This is a genomic window from Rhizobium sp. P1_C7 (assembly GCF_056406295.1).
In genome coordinates, this window is record NZ_JBFUAL010000012.1 from 42101 (window position 1) to 59845 (window position 17745).

General features: G+C 58.5%; 18 protein-coding genes and 5 pseudogenes. 12 read left to right on the top strand and 11 right to left on the bottom strand.

Translation table 11 applies throughout. The annotated features are described in order from the left end of the window. The first annotated feature begins 101 nt into the window (after positions 1 to 101). From AC1D2R_RS19440 to AC1D2R_RS19450, 3 genes are all read left to right on the top strand, one after another. Positions 102 to 440: a hypothetical protein gene (locus AC1D2R_RS19440; protein WP_477969497.1), complete on the top strand. Its 339-nt coding sequence runs from the start codon at positions 102 to 104 to the stop codon at positions 438 to 440. Between the two features lie 732 nt (positions 441 to 1172). After that, a complete protein-coding gene (locus AC1D2R_RS19445; protein ID WP_477969498.1) occupies positions 1173 to 1508 on the top strand; it encodes a helix-turn-helix domain-containing protein in 336 nt (111 codons plus the stop codon). Further along, on the top strand, positions 1501 to 2748 hold the full coding sequence (locus AC1D2R_RS19450) for a type II toxin-antitoxin system HipA family toxin (RefSeq protein ID WP_477969500.1): 1248 nt from the start codon (positions 1501 to 1503) through the stop codon (positions 2746 to 2748). Before AC1D2R_RS19445 ends, AC1D2R_RS19450 begins: the two co-directional genes overlap by 8 nt. 50 nt (positions 2749 to 2798) lie before the next feature. On the opposite strand, the pseudogene AC1D2R_RS19455 reads toward AC1D2R_RS19450, so the two are convergent. After that, positions 2799 to 2950 (bottom strand): annotated as a pseudogene (locus tag AC1D2R_RS19455) (helix-turn-helix domain-containing protein); the annotation flags it as partial. Between the two features lie 227 nt (positions 2951 to 3177). On the opposite strand from AC1D2R_RS19455, the gene AC1D2R_RS19460 reads away from it, so the two are divergent. Both AC1D2R_RS19460 and AC1D2R_RS19465 read left to right on the top strand, forming a co-directional pair. Next, positions 3178 to 3804, top strand: a complete 627-nt coding sequence (locus tag AC1D2R_RS19460) for an eCIS core domain-containing protein (protein ID WP_477969502.1) — start codon at positions 3178 to 3180, stop codon at positions 3802 to 3804. Positions 3805 to 4126: 322 nt separating this feature from the next. Further along, positions 4127 to 4306 (top strand): annotated as a pseudogene (locus AC1D2R_RS19465) (inorganic phosphate transporter); the annotation flags it as partial. 46 nt (positions 4307 to 4352) lie between these two features. Here the strand turns inward: AC1D2R_RS19465 and AC1D2R_RS19470 are convergent. From AC1D2R_RS19470 to AC1D2R_RS19480, 3 genes and pseudogenes are all read right to left on the bottom strand, one after another. Continuing rightward, a pseudogene (locus AC1D2R_RS19470) lies at positions 4353 to 5303 on the bottom strand (ABC transporter ATP-binding protein); the annotation flags it as partial. A gap of 69 nt (positions 5304 to 5372) precedes the next feature. Beyond that, positions 5373 to 5693, bottom strand: coding sequence for a hypothetical protein (locus AC1D2R_RS19475; RefSeq protein ID WP_477969503.1), 321 nt, complete (start codon positions 5691 to 5693; stop codon positions 5373 to 5375). A 151-nt stretch (positions 5694 to 5844) separates the two neighbouring features. Next, complete coding sequence (locus AC1D2R_RS19480) at positions 5845 to 6651, bottom strand: oxidoreductase (RefSeq protein ID WP_477969504.1); 807 nt, start codon at positions 6649 to 6651, stop codon at positions 5845 to 5847. 105 nt (positions 6652 to 6756) lie between these two features. On the opposite strand from AC1D2R_RS19480, the gene AC1D2R_RS19485 reads away from it, so the two are divergent. The 3 genes and pseudogenes from AC1D2R_RS19485 to AC1D2R_RS19495 all read left to right on the top strand — a co-directional run. Continuing rightward, positions 6757 to 7344, top strand: a complete 588-nt coding sequence (locus AC1D2R_RS19485) for a TetR/AcrR family transcriptional regulator (protein WP_477969506.1) — start codon at positions 6757 to 6759, stop codon at positions 7342 to 7344. Positions 7345 to 7480: 136 nt separating this feature from the next. Further along, the gene (locus AC1D2R_RS19490; RefSeq protein WP_477969508.1) at positions 7481 to 8482 is read left to right on the top strand and encodes an NADP-dependent oxidoreductase; all 1002 of its coding nucleotides are present in this window, start codon (positions 7481 to 7483) and stop codon (positions 8480 to 8482) included. 185 nt (positions 8483 to 8667) lie between these two features. Beyond that, positions 8668 to 8911: pseudogene (locus AC1D2R_RS19495) on the top strand (hypothetical protein); the annotation flags it as partial. A gap of 83 nt (positions 8912 to 8994) precedes the next feature. On the opposite strand, the gene AC1D2R_RS19500 reads toward AC1D2R_RS19495, so the two are convergent. Then, positions 8995 to 9918, bottom strand: coding sequence for an ArdC family protein (locus AC1D2R_RS19500; RefSeq protein ID WP_477969509.1), 924 nt, complete (start codon positions 9916 to 9918; stop codon positions 8995 to 8997). A gap of 266 nt (positions 9919 to 10184) precedes the next feature. On the opposite strand from AC1D2R_RS19500, the pseudogene AC1D2R_RS19505 reads away from it, so the two are divergent. Further along, positions 10185 to 10336 (top strand): annotated as a pseudogene (locus AC1D2R_RS19505) (HU family DNA-binding protein); the annotation flags it as partial. 115 nt (positions 10337 to 10451) lie between these two features. On the opposite strand, the gene AC1D2R_RS19510 reads toward AC1D2R_RS19505, so the two are convergent. Then, positions 10452 to 11342: a LysR family transcriptional regulator gene (locus AC1D2R_RS19510; protein ID WP_477969737.1), complete on the bottom strand. Its 891-nt coding sequence runs from the start codon at positions 11340 to 11342 to the stop codon at positions 10452 to 10454. Between AC1D2R_RS19510 and AC1D2R_RS19515 the strand changes: the two genes are divergently transcribed. Beyond that, a complete protein-coding gene (locus AC1D2R_RS19515; protein WP_477969511.1) occupies positions 11341 to 11727 on the top strand; it encodes a helix-turn-helix domain-containing protein in 387 nt (128 codons plus the stop codon). The two genes, AC1D2R_RS19510 and AC1D2R_RS19515, sit on opposite strands and share 2 nt — an antisense overlap. A 23-nt stretch (positions 11728 to 11750) precedes the next feature. On the opposite strand, the gene AC1D2R_RS19520 is transcribed toward AC1D2R_RS19515, so the two are convergent. Further along, complete coding sequence (locus AC1D2R_RS19520; RefSeq protein WP_477969512.1) at positions 11751 to 12062, bottom strand: hypothetical protein; 312 nt, start codon at positions 12060 to 12062, stop codon at positions 11751 to 11753. 292 nt (positions 12063 to 12354) lie between these two features. Between AC1D2R_RS19520 and AC1D2R_RS19525 the strand changes: the two genes are divergently transcribed. Further along, entirely contained in the window at positions 12355 to 13827 is a 1473-nt protein-coding gene (locus AC1D2R_RS19525; protein WP_477969739.1) for a sensor histidine kinase, read from the top strand. 627 nt (positions 13828 to 14454) lie between these two features. Here AC1D2R_RS19525 and AC1D2R_RS19530 read toward each other — a convergent pair. The 3 genes from AC1D2R_RS19530 to AC1D2R_RS19540 all read right to left on the bottom strand — a co-directional run bounded on the left by AC1D2R_RS19530 (position 14455) and on the right by AC1D2R_RS19540 (position 16520). Next, a complete protein-coding gene (locus tag AC1D2R_RS19530) occupies positions 14455 to 14691 on the bottom strand; it encodes a hypothetical protein (protein ID WP_477969514.1) in 237 nt (78 codons plus the stop codon). Positions 14692 to 15505: 814 nt separating this feature from the next. Next, the gene (locus tag AC1D2R_RS19535; RefSeq protein ID WP_477969515.1) at positions 15506 to 15982 is read right to left on the bottom strand and encodes a hypothetical protein; all 477 of its coding nucleotides are present in this window, start codon (positions 15980 to 15982) and stop codon (positions 15506 to 15508) included. A gap of 103 nt (positions 15983 to 16085) precedes the next feature. Further along, the gene (locus AC1D2R_RS19540) at positions 16086 to 16520 is read right to left on the bottom strand and encodes an isochorismatase family protein (protein ID WP_477969517.1); all 435 of its coding nucleotides are present in this window, start codon (positions 16518 to 16520) and stop codon (positions 16086 to 16088) included. Between AC1D2R_RS19540 and AC1D2R_RS19545 the strand changes: the two genes are divergently transcribed. Further along, positions 16510 to 16695 (top strand): hypothetical protein, encoded by a 186-nt coding sequence (locus AC1D2R_RS19545; protein WP_477969519.1) that lies wholly within the window; start codon positions 16510 to 16512, stop codon positions 16693 to 16695. The genes AC1D2R_RS19540 and AC1D2R_RS19545 overlap by 11 nt on opposite strands. Positions 16696 to 16917: 222 nt before the next feature. Here the strand turns inward: AC1D2R_RS19545 and AC1D2R_RS19550 are convergent, their stop codons facing one another. Further along, a complete protein-coding gene (locus AC1D2R_RS19550; RefSeq protein WP_477969520.1) occupies positions 16918 to 17175 on the bottom strand; it encodes a GlsB/YeaQ/YmgE family stress response membrane protein in 258 nt (85 codons plus the stop codon). Between the last annotated feature and the right edge of the window lie 570 nt (positions 17176 to 17745).

The window sequence follows — 17745 nt, forward strand, 5'->3', positions numbered from 1 at the left end:
GACGCGGTCCACTCCGTGCTTTGCTTGTTTCTCCCCTTGGCCGCGTCTTGCGGGGGGGGTTATGACAGATGGTGTCGTAAAAGCGACAAATGGAGAGAACAATGGGTGAGAAACGCAAGCGGGTCTATGAAGCCCTCTTAGACGGCGCGAGCGAGGGTCGTTCCGATAAGGCGCTTTACGATTTCGTAATGGAACGCTGCCCAAAGGCGACCAGCAAGAAGATTGTACGTGCATCCCTGCTTGCACTGACCGACCCGCACGTGACCGATAGGAATGTCCTCCATACTATTTACGCTCTGGCGATTGCGCATCGAATGGACGAAGTCGGCGCAGAGTCAGATCCTGACGATGATGAAGACCCAACGGAAAAAACTCCGGTGCTCCGCAAGCTGAAGAAGAAAGCCCTCGCTTCGACATCGTTGGAAGGCCCCGCGGACTGAAGAAGTATGATGCTTCTGACCTCCCGCACGCACTGTCATCAACGGTTCATATACTGGCACTATGACCCCCCGCCGGGAGGGATGTTTTGAATGCGGTGATCGCTCTTGCTGTCACCGCCATCCTAAGGACAATACCAGTGAACCGTACACTCTACTTAGCTGCAGCAGTCGCTGCCCTTCTTAATCTTTCGACTTTTGAGCCAGCTAAGGCGGCCCCGACACAGCAATCCAGCCGAACGGCAGTCAGTAAGCAACACACAGCGTCGACGACCCCGACGACCAACGGCATGCTCACTCCCCGAATGATGGATCGCAAGCGTCCGATGAATCCGATCTGTGCCCAGGGCTTCAAACCGCGCGCCCCGTCCAGCTGTCACTATTGACGCTCGAGCGTCACGGCTCTTGCCCCCGTGTGTTCCTCCGAGGATGAAAGAGAGGAACAGCGCACTATGTTATGCCCTTTGTAGCACTCTAGCACGATGTCCAGCACGCCCTTACGCCCCGCCACTTTTGGCGGGGTTTTTCTTTCTCGCGAAGACGCGAGCCTTGCCTTTCTCGCGGCCTCAGACGAGGCAAAGTTGCCCTACGAGCTGATCGCGTTGGCGACGCCGTCCGAGCGGAGCAAGCAGTCACAGTGGCACGACGATTTGACCTGGGCCTGTGAACGTCCTTCTGGATTAATTGTAATCTTCGTGCTACATATTCGGCCAATCTGTAGTGCGAAGGTGGCAAATGCCAACACCTCATAATCCCCCCGCCGCTGTGCGGCGCGCGCTGCGCAAACTGGGCGCAGACATACACGACGCTCGCCGGCGTCGCCGCCTGCCTATGGCTGTAGTGGCCGAACGCGCCTTTACCTCACGCTCAACGCTTCAGAAGATCGAAGCCGGAGACACCAATGTCAGCATCGGGATCTACGCAGGCGTTCTACAGGCACTCGGCTTGCTAGAGGGCCTGAGCCAAGTCGCCGACATCAGTAACGACAGCATCGGTCAGTCGCTCGCCAGCGCGGAACTACCTAAGCACGCGCACCCGAAACGATTGCCGGGATCGTCGCGTGGTGGCTAATTTCGAAGTTCATCTCGACCTACACGGCGACACACGTCCGATCGGACGGATGCGGAGCAATCGCGTGCGTGGTGCCGAGACGATCATGTTTGAGTATGACCGGGCCTGGCTTGAGGACCCCGACCGCTTCTCGCTAGAGCCCGCGCTAGCCCTGACCCGGGGCGCTTTCGCGCCATCAACGGGCCTTGCAACCTTTGGCTCCATTGGCGACTCTGCACCCGATACCTGGGGCCGGCGGCTCATGCAACGCCTGGAGCGGCGCATCGCTGAGCGCGACGGCCGGGCCGTTCGCACGCTGGCCGAAAGCGACTATCTCCTTGGCGTCGCCGACGAGACACGCCTCGGCGCGCTCCGCTTTCGCTGGGTCGGCGAAGAGGAATTCCAGGCGCCGATCCGCGCCGGCGTCCCCGCCCTCATTGAACTCGGCCGCCTGCTGCAGATCACGGAACGCATCCTGCGCGATGAAGAAACCGACGATGACCTACAACTTATCTTCGCACCTGGCTCGTCGCTTGGTGGAGCGCGGCCGAAGGCCTCTGTCATCGATCAGCATGGCCATCTCTCGATTGCCAAGTTTCCCAAGGAAACCGACGACTACAGCATGGAGACCTGGGAGGAGATTGCTCTGCGACTGGCTGGACAAGCCGGCATCGTCACGCCCCTCCACGAACTCATCGACGTGGCCGGAAAGAAAGTCATGCTCTCGCGTCGCTTCGACCGCGATGGTGCTGTCCGAATCCCCTTCCTTTCCGCGATGGCGATGATGGGCGCAAAGGACGGCGAGCGCGGCAGCTACCCGGAGATCGTTGACGCCTTGGCCGAGCACGGCGCGCAGGGAAAAACCGATGCCCACGCGCTTTATCGCCGCGTCGCCTTCAATGTGCTGATCTCCAACGTCGACGATCACCTGCGAAATCACGGCTTTCTGTGGCTCGGCAAAGCAGGTTGGTCTTTGTCACCTGCCTATGACCTCAATCCAGTGCCGACCGACGTCAAAGCACGGGTGCTGACGACCAACATCGATCTCGATGAAGGCACGTGCTCGCTCGATCTGCTGGAAGAAGCGGCTGGGTTCTTCGCCCTCACGCTCGCCCAGGCTCGCGCGATCATCAAGGAAGTGGCTATCTCCACCGCAACATGGCGCGAGACAGCAAAAGCAGTCGGTGCGCGGTCGGCTGAAATCAACCGTATGGCCAGTGCGTTCGAGCATGATGATTTGCAGCGAGCGCTAGCCCTATGACGAGAACCTTCCTTCGCAGTTTTAATCCGCCCTGCGCCAGTCCGATCACCGGCGCGTCCCGCCGTTTTGAAACGTGCGATCCAGCGCGACACGATCTTCGTTGAAACGCCATAGACGCGGGCAGCTTGTGCTTGAGACAACCCGCCAAAGCCATTTCTTCTCGACGCAAAGGTGGCAGTCGGGCATTCTTGTGAATGTCCATTCGGAGCGATCCTGGAAAACTGAGGTGTGGTAACTCCAGTCTCCTAAATCCGCTCCGAATGGACAACCTCCTGAAAGCTCACATCTAGAGCGCTATTTTCAACCACTCTGGCGAACGGCTCACTACGGATCGCGCTTGGCAGCCCATGTTCGGCAAACGCGGTGCGAATGCGCTACATTGTGTCGGGAGGCTGTTTTGAGGGCCAAGTCACGAGAACGCGCGAAATGATGACAATGACGATCTTACTACTCACAGTGTCGTTAGCTGCGGCACCAAATCACATGGGCGAAATCACCCATCCAGAACGAATGCGCAACGTCGAGCGAGAAGCGGGTCTTGCTATTCGCGATACACCAAATAGTCGTCGTAATATCGGCCGGGAGATAGCGCAAACGGGAAAGGAGTTAGACGGTATTCGGCTGGAGGACCAAGCTGCGACCGGTGCTGCGGCAGTGGAGAAATGGTTTATCCTATCGCGAAACGCCGCCCGTTCCAGTGGGGTGTCGCCTATGCCGCCGGCCATTCGTCAAGCGCTCGGAAACTTCTACGACCAACAGATCTATGAGATGGTAGCTTTCAAAATCGCGGACAGCGGCGCTCTAAATCTCGTAAACTTGGCCTTTCTGTTTGGCGACGCAGATGCGGTCACATTGATCGACACCGTCATTTTCAAAAATGAAGCTGCAGCCAGGGATCCCGGGCTATGGGTTCATGAGCTTAAGCATGTTCAGCAGTTTCGCGACTGGGGAACGCGCACGTTCTCCATACGGTATTTGAGTAGCTGGGATTCGGTTGAGAACGAGGCATACGCTGCCACTGACCGGTTCAATTCGAACCGAAAGACAGCGCCATAGATCCCGTAACCTAACGTCATTCAGTTCACACCCGGAATACCCTCAGGCCGTCCACCGCCGGCTCAATACGATCGATTGCAGGATATCAGATGACGCGTTGTCCGGGGAACTCCTGGCTCCGCACCGCAGTGCGCCGCTACCATCCCAATTACAGCAACCAAAAACCGCTGGGTGACCTGCGGATCGGCGATGATGACCCCGAAGACGACGACATGCGCGCCCGTGCGCCCTTCAGCTCCGTCTCCTCAGCCAAGCGTCACCTCCAAAACCATACTCATGCAGTACGGTCCGGTCCTGGGCACTGCTTGGCCGTGCGTCTCCGGGTCTGCCCGTTTCGACAACTGACGTGCTTACCTCTGGTGTGGCCGGGACAATGGCCGCGTATGGCTCTGGCCTGCAATGATCGACCGTGCGCAACATGTTGATGGCATGGGTTTTGACCCTGCCCGCCTCGATCGCGATCGCCTTCGTGCTTTACGTGATTTTGCGGCAGGTGTTCTAAGGTTCGCTTTTAGTCTATCAGTGGGTTGCAGGATCTATTCCATTCTTCAATCCACCAGCACTCTATGTCCCCCGGAAACTTGGCGGTAGCTTGCCTCCTGCGAAACGTATCCGACTGGCCTAAGTGGTGAGCCGGGCTGATCGGTGACCGCGACATGCGCCCGTCTTTTCAACGGATCGGGATTTGGGACCGCTGACAACAGCGCGCGCGTATAAGAGTGTTGCGGATTGCCGAAGATGTCGGCGTGGGCGCCGATCTCGACGATCCGGCCCATGCACATGACGGCTACCCGGTGGCTGACACGCTCCACCACTGCCATGTCGTGCGAGATGAACAGGTAGGAAAGGCCGAGCTCCTGTTGAAGTTCGATCATCAGATTGACGACCTGCGCCTGGATGGAAACATCCAGCGCCGAGACCGGCTCGTCGGCGACGATGATCTTCGGCGACAGCGTCAGGGCGCGAGCGATGCACAGGCGCTGGCGCTGGCCGCCGGAAAATTCATGCGGGTAACGGTCAAGCTAATCGGCCGAGAGCCCCACCCTTTCTGCCAGGCCGACAACCTGGTCGCGCAGAGCGACGCCCTTCTCGACGTTATGAACGATCAGGGGTTCGGCCACCTGGTCAAAAGCCGTAAGGCGCGGATCGAGCGCGGCATAAGGGTCCTGAAAGACGATCTGCATGTCGCGTCGCCGCGCCTGCAGGCTTGAGCCCTTGAGGCCGAGGACGTTTTCGCCGGCAAGTTCGACGCTGCCGGATGTCGGCTCGATCAGCCGGAGAATGGACCGCCCGGTGGTGGACTTGCCGCATCCGGTTTCGCCGACCAGCGACAGCGTTTCGCCTTCCTGCAGATCAAAGGACACATCCTCGACTGCATGGATATTGGCGACATGCCGTTGGAATGCGCCCTTGCGGACAGGAAAGCGCGTTACCAGGTTGCGGACGCGAAGAAGTGGCCGGCCGACCGCCGCTACGCCATCGGCTGCATCGGGCGTCTCGTCACCAAATGCGCGAGGACCCGCAAAGGCAGCCATCGTGTTGGGGGATTGGGCCACCGTGTTGTGCGTTCAAAAGTCAAACAGGATCTCGATCCCACGGCCATTAGGGATCGGGACGATATCAAATCCGAAGGCGTCACGTAAAAGTTGCGTTTCAGGGGTGGTTGAGCCACGGCGTATGGGCCAGCCGATACTTGCCGGCAACGTCGGGTAGAGATGCAGGGCGGAACACATCTCCCGCCAGCTTGCCCGTTGTTTCCAGATGACGGGCAATGGCTTCGTCATCCGAGACCGTCCCCCCTTGCCCGCTCTTTGCAATCCCCTGCGCTTGGCAGCCTGCGCGGTGGCCGGCGGAACAGCAGTTGCAAAGAAGTCGAGTTGCGATGTCATTCTATTCCGATTGAATTGGGGTCGCGATCGAACGCACAATACGCATCGACCTTGTATCAGGCAACGACGGCCCCGATCAAACCACTTTCCCTTGGATACTCCTGTACTGAACCTGGGAATATTCTCGCGCGTGCGTTGCGCCCAGGTGTGATTAAGCGATGCGGAACTGCTTACGCAGGATCTTGTCGAACAGCCTGGCTGTTGCGAAGCGGCGCAGCAGGCTCACCAGCCGCGCCGCATTGCCCGCAGTGTAGCGCCGGCGCGGGACAGGCTCGTTAACCGCCTTGACGATGACCTTTACGATCACTTCGGGCAAATCGGCCTTGGGCATGACATCCCGCAGCAGTGCCGCGAAAGCCGCGCGTGCCTTATCATATTCGACCTTCGTCTGGTCTGGTTCCATGCCGTTCTGATCGAAGACGGTGCGCACAAATGCCGGCTCGATCACGGAAACGCGGACGTTGAAAGCCCGGACCTCGTGATCGAGCGATTCCGAATATCCCTCGATCGCATGTTTGGCTGCGGAGTAATGCGCCGAATACGGCGCCGGGATGACACCGAGGATGGAGCCAATGTTGAGAATGCGGCCGCCGCCCTGGCGCCTCATCACCGGCAGAACTGCATTCGTCATTCGCATAATGCCGAACACATTGACGTTAAACAGGGCCTGGGATTGCGAAATCGAGGACTCCTCTGCACCGCCGAACATGCCGATGCCGGCATTGTTGACGAGAAGGTCGATCTTGCCTGTTCGTGAGACCACCTCTGCGACCAGCGCGAGGACGGACGCCTCGTCGGTCACGTCACAGGCCAGCATCGTGACGCCCGTGGGGGCGTCATTACCAATCTTCCGGCTGGTTCCGAAAACGGTGAACCCCGCGCGAGCCAGACCTTCTGCGGTGGCATAGCCAATGCCTGAAGATGCTCCGGTTACGATTGCAGTTCTGACGGCGTCCATGTTTTTCCCTCGGGTGAATGTCCCCGGCTCCAGACCAGAGACCAGTTGCCTTATGCTCATTTATTGATATTATGATCATAATGCAATAGGATTTGAGTGAACGTCATGCGATACGAAAAAGGCCGAAAGGACACGTCACGCCGCAGGATCATGGATGTCGCCGTCGAGCGGTTCCGCTCGGATGGAATTGCGGGCTCGGGTCTTGCGACGATCATGAAGGATGCCGGCCTGACCAACGGCGCCTTCTATCCCCACTTTCCCTCAAAGGCCGATCTGGTCCGGGAAACCTTGTCTGATGCCTTGAACAAGCAAGCCGTATGGCTGCGCGAGGTGCTTGACGAAGGTGGACTTGATCGCGTGCTCGACATCTACCTTTCACCTGAACATCGGGACAATCCGGGACTGGGTTGCGCATCCGCAGCACTGTTGCCGGAGCTTGCGCGTCAGCCGGAGGAGACGAGGGGCATGTATGCCGAACAGTCCCGCGTCCTTGTGGTCCTGCTCGCCGAAGCGCTTCCGGCAGATATCGACGACAAGGAAGGGGTGGCGTCCGCGATTTTCGCGATGCTGATCGGGACGCTACAGCTGGCACGCGCGGTCGATACAAAGGCGTCGGGCCGCATCCTTGAGGCCGGAAAGACCGCGATACGCGTCTTGGCTGGCCCTAAGCGCACATCGGCTTCCTGCGCCTGAGATCGGCGCGCGCGCTGTTTATGCGGTCGGATGCCCGTCACACCTGGCGCGTCTTCGACCACGACTGAACCTGCGCGGACCGCACGGCGAAATCAAAACCTTGCTGGCCAAGAAAAAAAACAGACCGGAGATTCCAGTGAAAGCCTATGTCGTCGACAAGTACAAAAAGAAAGGCCCGCTGCGCCTCGCCGAACTGCCGGATCCGGAGGTTCAGAGCGCGGACGTCCTCGTGCGCGTCCATGCCACCGCCGTCAACCTGCTCGATTCAAAGGTCCGGGACGGCGGGTTCAAGATATTCCTGCCTTACCGTCCGCCCTTCGTGCTTGGCCACGACGTCGCCGGGACGGTCGTCAAGGTCGGCCCCGGCGTCAGCCGCTTCAAGGTCGGCGACGAGATCTATGCCCGGCCGAGGGATCATCGCGTCGGCACGTTTGCGGAATTGATCGCCATCCACGAAGACGATGTCGCGCTGAAACCCCGCACGCTGACGATGGAAGATGCCTCGTCCATCCCGCTGGTCGCTCTGACGGCATGGCAGGCGCTGGTCGATATCGCGAACGTCAAGCCGGGCCAGAAAGTCTTCATTCAGGCAGGTTCGGGCGGCGTCGGCACGATCGCGATCCAGCTCGCCAAGCATCTGGGCGCGACGGTCGCGACAACCACGAGCGCGAAAAATGCCACCCTCGTCAAAAGTCTCGGCGCCGATGTGGTGATCGACTATACAAGCCAGGACTTCGAGACAGTTCTCTCAGGCTACGATGTCGTACTGAACAGCCAGGATCCGAAGACACTTGCGAAATCACTCAACATCCTCAAGCCGGGCGGCCACCTCGTCTCCATCTCGGGTCCACCGGACCCGGCGTTCGCCCAAGCTCTCGGACTGAACACACTCCTGAAGCTCGTTATTCGCCTGCTCAGCCGCAGCGTACGCAAGAAGGCAAAGAACCGTGGCGTTCAGTATTCCTTCCTGTTTATGCGCGCCAATGGTCGGCAACTGGAGCAGATCGCAGGGTTGATCGACAGCGGTGACCTCCGCCCCATCGTCGACAGGATATTCCCCTTCAACCAGACGCCCGAGGCTCTCGCCTATGTCGAGACGGGCCGTGCGAAGGGCAAGGTCGTGATCAAGGTGCAGTAGCGGTCTTCTGTGAAGAAGCGAGGCGGCGAGCTGTGGCATCGGGGCAAGTTGCAAAGCTCGCCGGCTCTCACGGATGCGTCAGATAGTTTCCTGCGCCTAGAACGGGATCGAACCGATGACCCCGAGACTGACATTTCTGCGCGCCTCCCACCAGAAAGCCACAGCTACTTGCCGCCGAGGGCTCCATTGCCCAGTCCGCTTCCGCGCCACGCGGACCTAAACCAAAGGCGATCAGCCCGTTTCCGGAACCATTGTTCGAAGCAACGATCCGACAAGTTTTCAGGATGCGCTCGTCTATCACATGCGCCGGTTCGGCGACAGCTATTGGCAGCTTTACCGCGCCGTCGTCCAATGAACGAAGCATCCGACCGCTGGATCCAAGGCGAGCGCGCGTCGCGGTCAGTTGCGACCTTCGACATCCTGCGTCGGGGTGCCATCGCCCCATGGAGCCACTGTTGATTTGCCAAACTTGGCGGTAGAAGCCCCGACCATCGGAGCCTTTGAAAGGCGGCTCACGCCGCCTCCCCTTCATCGATCTGGTTCGGCTGCAGGAAGTGCAGATAGCTGATGGCGCGCTGGGCGTGGCCAGCGGCAGTAAAGATCGCCCGCTTATCGCCGGCGAGAACCTTGAGCCAGCTGTCGAGATAGCTGGCGTGATCAGGCCTCGGCTCGAGTTCTGGAACGATACCGAGATCGGCGCAGAGGAAGCAGCTGCCAAGCTCGGCGATCAGTTCTTCACGGGCGCGTTCGCTTCTGTCCTTGGCGTAGCGGCTGAGGTCGCGATCAAGTCGATTGGGTGCCGCCGTCCAGTGGGTCAGTTCGTGACTGAGGATGGCGACATAGGATGCGGCATCCCTGAACGCTTCGAAAGCTGGCATCTGGATGTAGTCGCGGGCCGGAGCGTAGTATGCGGCTGATCCACCGTGCCGGATGAGCGCGCCTGTTTCGGCAAAGAAGCGGTCGGCATGGGCGATGCGGCTGATCGGATCCTCGACTGGTGTGACGTGATGGAAGCGCGGGTTCAGACCGGTGATCTGGTCGGCATTGAAGACGGTGTAGGCTTTCAGAAACGGGATGTCGCGGTCGACTTCTTGGCCAGTGCCATCCGTTTCGGTGCGGATGAAGGAACTGGCGAAGACGACCGTCGTGCCGGTTTCGCCCTTGCGGACCGCAGCCCCGAGTTCGAGCGCCTGGCGGAATGTCATCCAGGTTGGCGATGTAAAGCCGCGGGCGATCGCTTCGGACCACAGAAGCAGGACGTTGATGCCGGAATAGGGTTGGCCGTTGTGGCGCAGTGGCCGGGTGATCCGATCGGTCGCCTGTGCCGAGCTCCAGGGCTGCATCCACGGTCTCACGCCCTGTTCGAGCTCGGCGATGATCTTGTCGGTGATGCGGCTGTAGATATCGGATCGCTGGCTGGTGTGTTGCCTGCTCATGTTCGAACCTCCGGCTTGAGGTCGCGACCATCGCGACCTGCTACGGCGGTCCGAACACCGGGCTGCAAGCGCTGACCTGCACCCGAATGGGCCGCAACGCAGTGGAGGACGGCAAAGCCGTTGCGGGGCAGCGCGGGCCCGGCAGGACCCAAAGCCGGGGCAGGACGCGAGGTCCGTGACACGACGGCGTGTTTAACGGCGGGAAACACGCTGCCGGATCCATTCGAAGGGCGAACGGCGATGGAAAGATCAGCCCGCCCGGATAAAGCTCGATCCCGGGCTTTGGCAAGTTCAAGCCGAAGGAAACACCGGAGCGCGAGGCACGCAACCAGGAACGGGTGCGGTCATCAAGGTCGCAGCGCAAAAGAAGCTCGCCTTCACGCCGGCCAAGGCACTCAAGGATGCGCTGAACAAGTAGGTCGAGCCTGCTTCGCCGAAGTGGTGGTGAAGGGACTCGTCAATCGATACCCGTCAATGCATGTCCCGGTGTCTCATCCCGTGACTACGATGAAATCGCGGATCGAACCGCCCCCTCACCTGCCCGGCCGTGCCAGCGAACGGGCAATATCGACGATGTCATCGCGCGAGGCAGTGGGATCGTCTCTGTTCCAGGCAACCCCGAGCCCGATCCGGAAATCGATCCCCCTCACCTTCTTGAGCTCGAAGGCACGGTTGGGCAGATCGCGAACCCACTCCGGTGCAAAGCCGATGCCAAGCCCTGCCGAGACAAGTGAGACCAGTGAGTAGGTGTCGTCGCAGGTATAGGCGATGTTGCGGGTCAGATCATACGCCGCGAACTTCTCGTTGAAGTACCTCTCGGTATAAGACAGGTTCTGCCTGTTGAAGGCGATGATCTTCTCATTGCGAAGATCATCGATGCCGATCTCCTCTTGCGCTGCCAGCGGGCTCGCCTTTGCCACCGCCAGCAGATAGCGCTCATGGGCAATCGAGAAGAACCGCAGCGAGCCGATGTTCTCGACCGGTCGGATGAAGCCGAGATTGATCTGGCCGCTTTCCAGGCTGCGGATGATATCGCTGGTGTTGCCGCTGGAAATATGGATGCGCACATCCGGATACTTGCGGGCAATCTTTGCCAGGAACGCCGGCAGCACCCCTGTGGTGGCCGGATAGACGGTGCCGATCCGGATCTGCTTCATCGTCTTGCCGGCAACCGCCCTGGTGATCTCGGTCGTTAGGTCGATTTCGCTGAGGATCCTGATGCAGCGATCATAGAAGGTTTCGCCTGCCCGTGTCAGCTCCACCCGCCGGGTGGTGCGGACCAGCAGCTGCAGGCCAAGCTCCTTTTCCAGCGCCTGCACCTGCGTGCTCAGCGCTGGCTGGGCAATGCGGATCTTGGCGGCCGCCCTGCCGAAGTGCAGTTCCTCGGCCACGGCAACGAAATATGAAAGCTGGCGTAGTTCCATGTCGGCCATCGGAATATCAGAGGCTAGCGAAGCTGGTGCCTCACAGCGCGATTCAGCTACATTGCTTTCATGGTTTTATAATACGTGGTTTCATGAACTGTCAAATGCTGTCTTTCCGGCAATGGACGCACGGCTGCGAGTTGCACTGAATTTGAGACGCTTGCGGGTTTCGAGAGGAATCTCGCAGGATGATCTTGCGCTCGCTGCTGATATCGAACGCGCTTACGCGGGCCATCTGGAGCGAGGGGGAAAAAACCCCACCGTTACGACTCTTGAGAAGTTGGCGATCGCTTTGTCCTGCGATATCTCCGAACTGTTTTCTCCTCTACCGGATGGTGCAAATCCACTTAAACCGCTCAAAAGCGGGCGGAAGCCTTCGACTTGAGTCATGGGGGAGAAGATTCGTCATCATTGAGTTCCAAATGCGCGGTCCTTAGCCATGCGGAAACGAAACGGTGGACTGCCCCCCGGCGCGTCCAGACCGATACGCCCGCCGCCGACGTCAGCGCCGTCCGGGCAAGGCCTGCTGACTCCGCGGTAGCAAGCGGTTTTCTCTATTTTGCTTTCGCAAGTTCGCCCTCCGTCATGCCCGGGCATTGAGTAATCAGCGATCATCAAATCAAATTTCGAGCCGTTATGGTAGCGTTCCAGCGCTTCCTGCCCGGAATGCACTTCAACGCCTTCATTCCCGAGATCGACCAGCAAATCGGCGGAACTCATTGCGATTAGAATGTCGTCGTCAACCAGCAGAATTCAAATCGACTTGCTCGGCTCGCCGTTGGAAGGGGTGCCCTCCGCAGGCAGTTGCGTGCAGCAGGGTCGGATGGGTACGAGGCGCGGGAGCGCGTCGTAGGAATCGAGATGCCATTTGCATTCGTTTACCCAATGCTTATGGTTTTTTGACGATTTCCATTTCAATGGGCATGAGGTTCGGTTGGCTGAAGCCGAAAGAGGATGATCATTGCGTACCCCAATCTCCGTAGGGAAGGCTTCTGTCGCTGTCATCGCGCTGATGTTGGCTTCATTCTTGGCGTTGCTCTCGCTTTGGCTGGTGTCCAGCTATCAGACAACCGTTCGGAGAGGGAATGAACGCGTCACTGCGGCTTCAAAGATTGTGGCGGCAAATGCCAACTGGCTTAACTCGCTTGCTCGCGAGACCTTGCACCGTATCGACGACACGCTTGGGCCAAACATGCCTGTTTCTGATCCTGGTCGCATCCACGATCTGAATAGTGCCGTGGGAGACCTCCCATCACAGGTAACAGCGTATGTCGTGAGCGCGGATGGGAAAACCCTTTTCTCTAACGACCGCGATATAAAAGCGACAAATGTCACCGACCGCGACTATTTCATCCGCCTACGGAACGGCGCAGATGAGTATACGTCCTCATTGATTGTCAGCCGCTTGACCCAGCGGCAGATTTTCGTGTTTAGCCGGAGATTGGAACGGAACGGTGCCTTTGCAGGTATTGCAGCTATCGCATTCGACGCCAGCATCATTCGGCCGATCCGTGACGCAGTGGACTTAGGCGAAAACTCAACGATCAGTTTGATCAGGCGCGATGGCCAGCTAGTAGCTCGACATCCGGAACCGGATGGCCCAGTGAACATGCGCGACTATGTTCTGTTCACCGACTACATGCGCAAAGCGACATCTGGCGTGTACCGCTCATCGTCGCCTATCGACAATGAAGATAGGCTCGTTGCTTATCGAATACTCGAACGCACTCCCTTCGTGGCAATCGCTTCGGCTGATATCAATGTGATCATGGAGCCATTCTGGGAGGATGCGAAAATCGCCGCTTTGCTGATTGCCTTTGCTATTGGGGGCGCACTTGCAGCTGGATGGTGGATTCAAAGCTTGATCAGGGTAGACACGCTGCATACGAGCCAACTTGCAGGTGCGTTGCAAGTGAACGAAATATTGATGCGCGAAATCCATCATCGCGTTAAAAACAATCTCCAGACGGTAATGGCGTTGATACGCCTACAGGGATTTAGCGGAGACGCGGTCAACCGTTTAACCGAGCGCATCTCCGCAATGTCGGCCGTGCATGAGCAAATGTACGGCTTTGACCAGTTCAGCGGGATTTCCGCTCGACAGTTCATTCCCTCGTTTGTGAACAAGCTCGTCGATACGTACGGCCGGAACGTCACGACCCAATTCGACATCGACGATATCGTCATCGCTGCCGAAAAAGCTACTCCTCTTGCGCTGCTGCTCAACGAACTCATCGCCAACAGTATGAAGTATGCTTTCGCGGGGCGTTCGTCAGGCGAGATAGATGTCAGACTGAAGCAAGGTGTGGACGGGTATTCGGAGCTTATCGTAGCCGATGATGGCCTGGGATTTGATGGTCAGCCGAACGATCCCGGGATGGGCACTCGTCTAATCAAAGCGTTCGTCGGCCAATTGAGCGGTTCATCAGAATACATATTGTCAGACGGCACGGCGTTCCGTGCCCGGCTGAAGCTAACTGACTGATTTGAGGGCCGAGCTTTATGCTTGGCCCCGAGCCTCCCACGTAGAAGCAAATTCAGGAAGGGAACACAATGCTCCGCGTGATCGGAACGTCGGATCAAATCGATTTTGCGGACATTTGCTGGCGATCCCCGCATCCGAGCGTCCCGATTCAGTAGCTCGCATGCTGTGCTGACAAAGGCAGCTGAGACTCCCATCACCCTGGCGACGGGTATCTATGAGCGGCTGCAAGGATATCCATTCAGCGCGCCTCGAACCGGGGAGCAAACTGCAGCTTCGTTTTCTCACCGAGCACCATGATGCGGGCCAGACTCCCCTTGGGAAGCAGTGAACCGCATTTCCACTGACAGATAGTCGGACTTCATTCGGTTCAAGAGCACTTTGAACTGGTCCGGGAGAACCGGCCCGAATGAATCGGCGAGTACAAGTTGATGTCCAGATAATCTAGTTGAACGGCACCAACAGTGGCCTCATCGTTGGCTTAAAGGCCAATGTCCAGCCCCCTCGCCTTCACCCCTTGAGAACGTCTTCCAGCTAGCGCCCCCTGTTAAGGTCGCACATGGCCGAACCACATTTCCATCCTCAACACCGTCTATTGACGGCTGCATGCAACCGAAGCGGTTGGTCCCTCTAAGCCAGCTCGCCCACGTCAGGAGCCCGTTCCTCCACGTAAGATGCGGATGCAATCATGGAGACTGGCACTGCACTCACAAACAACGAGGAGTGGGAGTTGATGATCCGTCCGGAAGCCAATTTCAGCAAAGGCCCCTCAATGTCTATGACGGTGTCCATGAAGGTTTGCTCTCCCCAACCCTCTGACGTTCCTTCGATCAAAACGAACTGATAGGTCGCCCCAATTTCAAACATTTCGCCCCTCCTGGCTGGTACGTCAGCCTGCCATCTAACAAAGTCATGTCAAGTCCCAGCAGCGAAATGTGGATTTCCCGGCGCTCCCGAAGCGCCGTTCTTGAGCGACCTCGCAGGAACGCGCTGTCCGGGTCGCGCATGTAGATCGCGTGGTCGGGCGCGTCCCACACCAACAATCGGTGATCTTCGCGAACACAAGGAGCCCGCCGTTCTTGTCCGTGCTTGCGTCGACAATGACATGCGCGTAGACGCGCGTGCCATCCTTGCGGAAGCGCCAACCCTCGTTCTCGAACGGCCTTCTTTGGCTGCAATTTCCAGGACACGCTCGGGCACCCCCGTTCACGGTCTTCTTCGATGTAAAACGTAGAAAATGGGCACCAAGGCGTTCGCTCTCGTTGTAGACCTTGAAACGCTGCGCGTCGGCGTTGCAACTGCTGAGATGGCCCCCTTGATATTGAGCATGTACACCGCGTAGTCGGTTATCCCGTCGACGAGGATCCGGTAGCGGTCGTCCTTCGCATGTTCCATCTCCCATCGCCGCTTCACTTGGCATGATGGCGAGCTGCCATGTCTCGGAATCACTAAAACCGGCCAGACGCTGCCCATACAATCACGAGGGCAAGCGCCAGAACGAAGGTCGCCGGCTTGCCCTACAGGCCGGCGACCTCGGTTGCAAATTTCGAAAAGAACTTGGACAGATGCCTCTCCACAGCACCCGGCGGCAGGAAACGCGGACCGGAGCTGCAAGGTTGAGGCCGTGGCAACCCGCGCCAGACGGAAACCACGGCTTCTTCGATCGAGTCCGAAATTTTGGCTACGATCCCTGTTCAGAGGCCGCCCTCAGGAGGCCTCTTCCATCCTTCCCATGGTAGTCTCGCTTGAAGGAGGCGAGTTCCTGCTTTTGGGGGATTGTTATTACCAGATAGCGCATCCCTGCCTGCGGGTCCTGTTGCATGGCGAGATCCACCAGCCACACGGTCATCGACGATCCTCGACTAAAGTCGACCAACGCCTCCATGTCGGTATCTTCTTCGTCAGCAGTATGAAATGGCAGCTCGTAGATAAAGGTTTCCTGGTCGGGCGTACCTTGCAAACTGTCGGTAAACCACTTCCAGGCGGACGCGAAGTCGATCGGAAATGGCGGCATCTCCAAGTTCAGATGCACCACGTCCCTCCCGAAGATCATCTCACCGTCGAAGAACGCGTGGATCCCCAGGAAATATTCCGAATGGCCAATATGATCAGCAAGCGCGTTTCTTAGTTTTTTGAGATTTGAGAATTTGTCGAACATGAGCAATCACCCCTCAGTACTGAGATGGCATTCCAGTCGATTTTTTCCATATGTCCGGCCGCTAAATCGAGCGGGCTAGCGATCTGGTGACGTCGCATGTTTCCTACAAGGTTCTCAAGAATTCGTCGATAGTGACGAGGCCGAACTGGACGGAGAAGCGGTCGCCCAGGAGCTCGAGCGAGGCGTGCGTCCCGAAGAACGACCACGCGGTATCCGAGATCAATTGCGCCGTGGCGGCTGCCACTACGCAGACATAGGTCTCTCCTCCAGTCAGAACGACTGTTTCCACGCACTCGCCTGAAACCACGCCATGGAGCTCCCCACTCGTCCATGGAGAGTAGGTCGGCTTGTCGAAGACACGCGCAGGGGAAACGAGCTGCCGCAGGGATGGCACGAGAGGAAGGAGGACGGGGACCAGCCCATTGTTCGTAGTATCGCTGCCACATGCCTGACACGTCTTGGGGTCTCTCGGGGGCGACCTCGAAACGGGACTTGAGGATACTTTCCCGGCCTCGGACCCGGTCTCGATGACGAGCACGACAGTTGCGGCCGGCCGGACCGACGACGACGAAGCCGCGCGTGTTCAGCGTGATCCGGACAACGCCGCGCTCGACGAAGAATTCCCTCTCGTTGGCTCGGTTCTTGCCGCGAGACGAGTGAACATGACGACGACGGCGGATACGACTTTCCCAGGCAGGAAATTCATGCGCTGAAAGCCGAGGTGGGAGGCTCAAGGATTGGGGGGCCGAAATTGCCGAGGGACGCCCGGCTCGCCAAGGCGGAGGCGCGGACGCGGTGGGATGACGTCGAGGAAATACTAGAGAACGGCCACTTGCCGCGGTCGGAATAGTCGCCGCCATCGCATACGTCGTGAGCGCGACCCGATGACTCGGATTGCGAAGTGGCGGTCTCGGTGGCCGCCACTCACCGAGCGATCAGGCGGTCCGCCTTACCATGCGTGCAATCACGATTAGAATGCAGGCACCGACAAATCCGGCGATGAGATATCCAACCCAGCCGCCGAGCACGACGCCGAACAGCGACAGGATGAAATTCGCGACGATGGCGCCGACGATGCCTAGAAGAACGTTCATCAGCACGCCCATGTTGCTCTTCATGAACATCTCGGCAAGCCAGCCGGCGATGCCCCCGATGATGATTGCGGCGATCCAGCCGATACCTGCATTTTCCATCTGGAATTCCCCTGGTTGATGTCAGGAGGAAGTAGCGTATCTCGCAGCACTTTCAATGGGGTTAGGAGAAATCTCCGCGACCCAGGCGCACCAATATCCGCCGTGTGCAATATGCTATCGGGTCATCCCTCTGGTTTTTACACGCTTGAGGGCGAAAACACCCCCGATCAGAAGGTCGCCGCCCTCCAGCAGCGTAGTAATTCTGCCGTGGGTGTTCTACTTGCGGCTATCGTCAGGAAACGGCCAGCGAGACGTTCGCGTCCCGATCATCGTAGTCGAATGCCGCTAGCGTGATCGACAGGGCAGCTAGTACATGTCAATGCTCGTGAAGCTTCACGGAGCCGGACTGAGCTTCGCCGGCTTCGGCGTCGCGCGGAGGGGATACGAACGCATAACCAGAGAGTACGGAGACCAGTGCGGGACGAGGTTCCGTGGTCTCGACAGGTTGGTCATGGGCTGAGCTCGATGCAGGCCCGGTCCTCCCAATGAGACGACACCTCGCTCGTCGCATGTGGTCCCTGTCCGTTAGTACCATGTCTTCCGTTCGGAACTTTCGTCTCGCGCCAACAT

What these genes read in the sequence shown, in the direction of transcription:
- AC1D2R_RS19440 (WP_477969497.1), top strand. Translation starts at nt 102, where the DNA reads ATGGGTGAGAAACGCAAGCGGGTCTATGAAGCCCTCTTAGACGGCGCG.
- AC1D2R_RS19445 (WP_477969498.1), top strand. Translation starts at nt 1,173, where the DNA reads ATGCCAACACCTCATAATCCCCCCGCCGCTGTGCGGCGCGCGCTGCGC.
- AC1D2R_RS19460 (WP_477969502.1), top strand. Translation starts at nt 3,178, where the DNA reads ATGACAATGACGATCTTACTACTCACAGTGTCGTTAGCTGCGGCACCA.
- AC1D2R_RS19475 (WP_477969503.1), bottom strand. Translation starts at nt 5,693, where the DNA reads ATGACATCGCAACTCGACTTCTTTGCAACTGCTGTTCCGCCGGCCACC.
- AC1D2R_RS19480 (WP_477969504.1), bottom strand. Translation starts at nt 6,651, where the DNA reads ATGGACGCCGTCAGAACTGCAATCGTAACCGGAGCATCTTCAGGCATT.
- AC1D2R_RS19485 (WP_477969506.1), top strand. Translation starts at nt 6,757, where the DNA reads ATGCGATACGAAAAAGGCCGAAAGGACACGTCACGCCGCAGGATCATG.
- AC1D2R_RS19500 (WP_477969509.1), bottom strand. Translation starts at nt 9,918, where the DNA reads ATGAGCAGGCAACACACCAGCCAGCGATCCGATATCTACAGCCGCATC.
- AC1D2R_RS19515 (WP_477969511.1), top strand. Translation starts at nt 11,341, where the DNA reads ATGTCGGCCATCGGAATATCAGAGGCTAGCGAAGCTGGTGCCTCACAG.
- AC1D2R_RS19510 (WP_477969737.1), bottom strand. Translation starts at nt 11,342, where the DNA reads ATGGAACTACGCCAGCTTTCATATTTCGTTGCCGTGGCCGAGGAACTG.
- AC1D2R_RS19520 (WP_477969512.1), bottom strand. Translation starts at nt 12,062, where the DNA reads ATGAGTTCCGCCGATTTGCTGGTCGATCTCGGGAATGAAGGCGTTGAA.
- AC1D2R_RS19525 (WP_477969739.1), top strand. Translation starts at nt 12,355, where the DNA reads ATGTTGGCTTCATTCTTGGCGTTGCTCTCGCTTTGGCTGGTGTCCAGC.
- AC1D2R_RS19530 (WP_477969514.1), bottom strand. Translation starts at nt 14,691, where the DNA reads ATGTTTGAAATTGGGGCGACCTATCAGTTCGTTTTGATCGAAGGAACG.
- AC1D2R_RS19535 (WP_477969515.1), bottom strand. Translation starts at nt 15,982, where the DNA reads ATGTTCGACAAATTCTCAAATCTCAAAAAACTAAGAAACGCGCTTGCT.
- AC1D2R_RS19545 (WP_477969519.1), top strand. Translation starts at nt 16,510, where the DNA reads ATGACGAGCACGACAGTTGCGGCCGGCCGGACCGACGACGACGAAGCC.
- AC1D2R_RS19550 (WP_477969520.1), bottom strand. Translation starts at nt 17,175, where the DNA reads ATGGAAAATGCAGGTATCGGCTGGATCGCCGCAATCATCATCGGGGGC.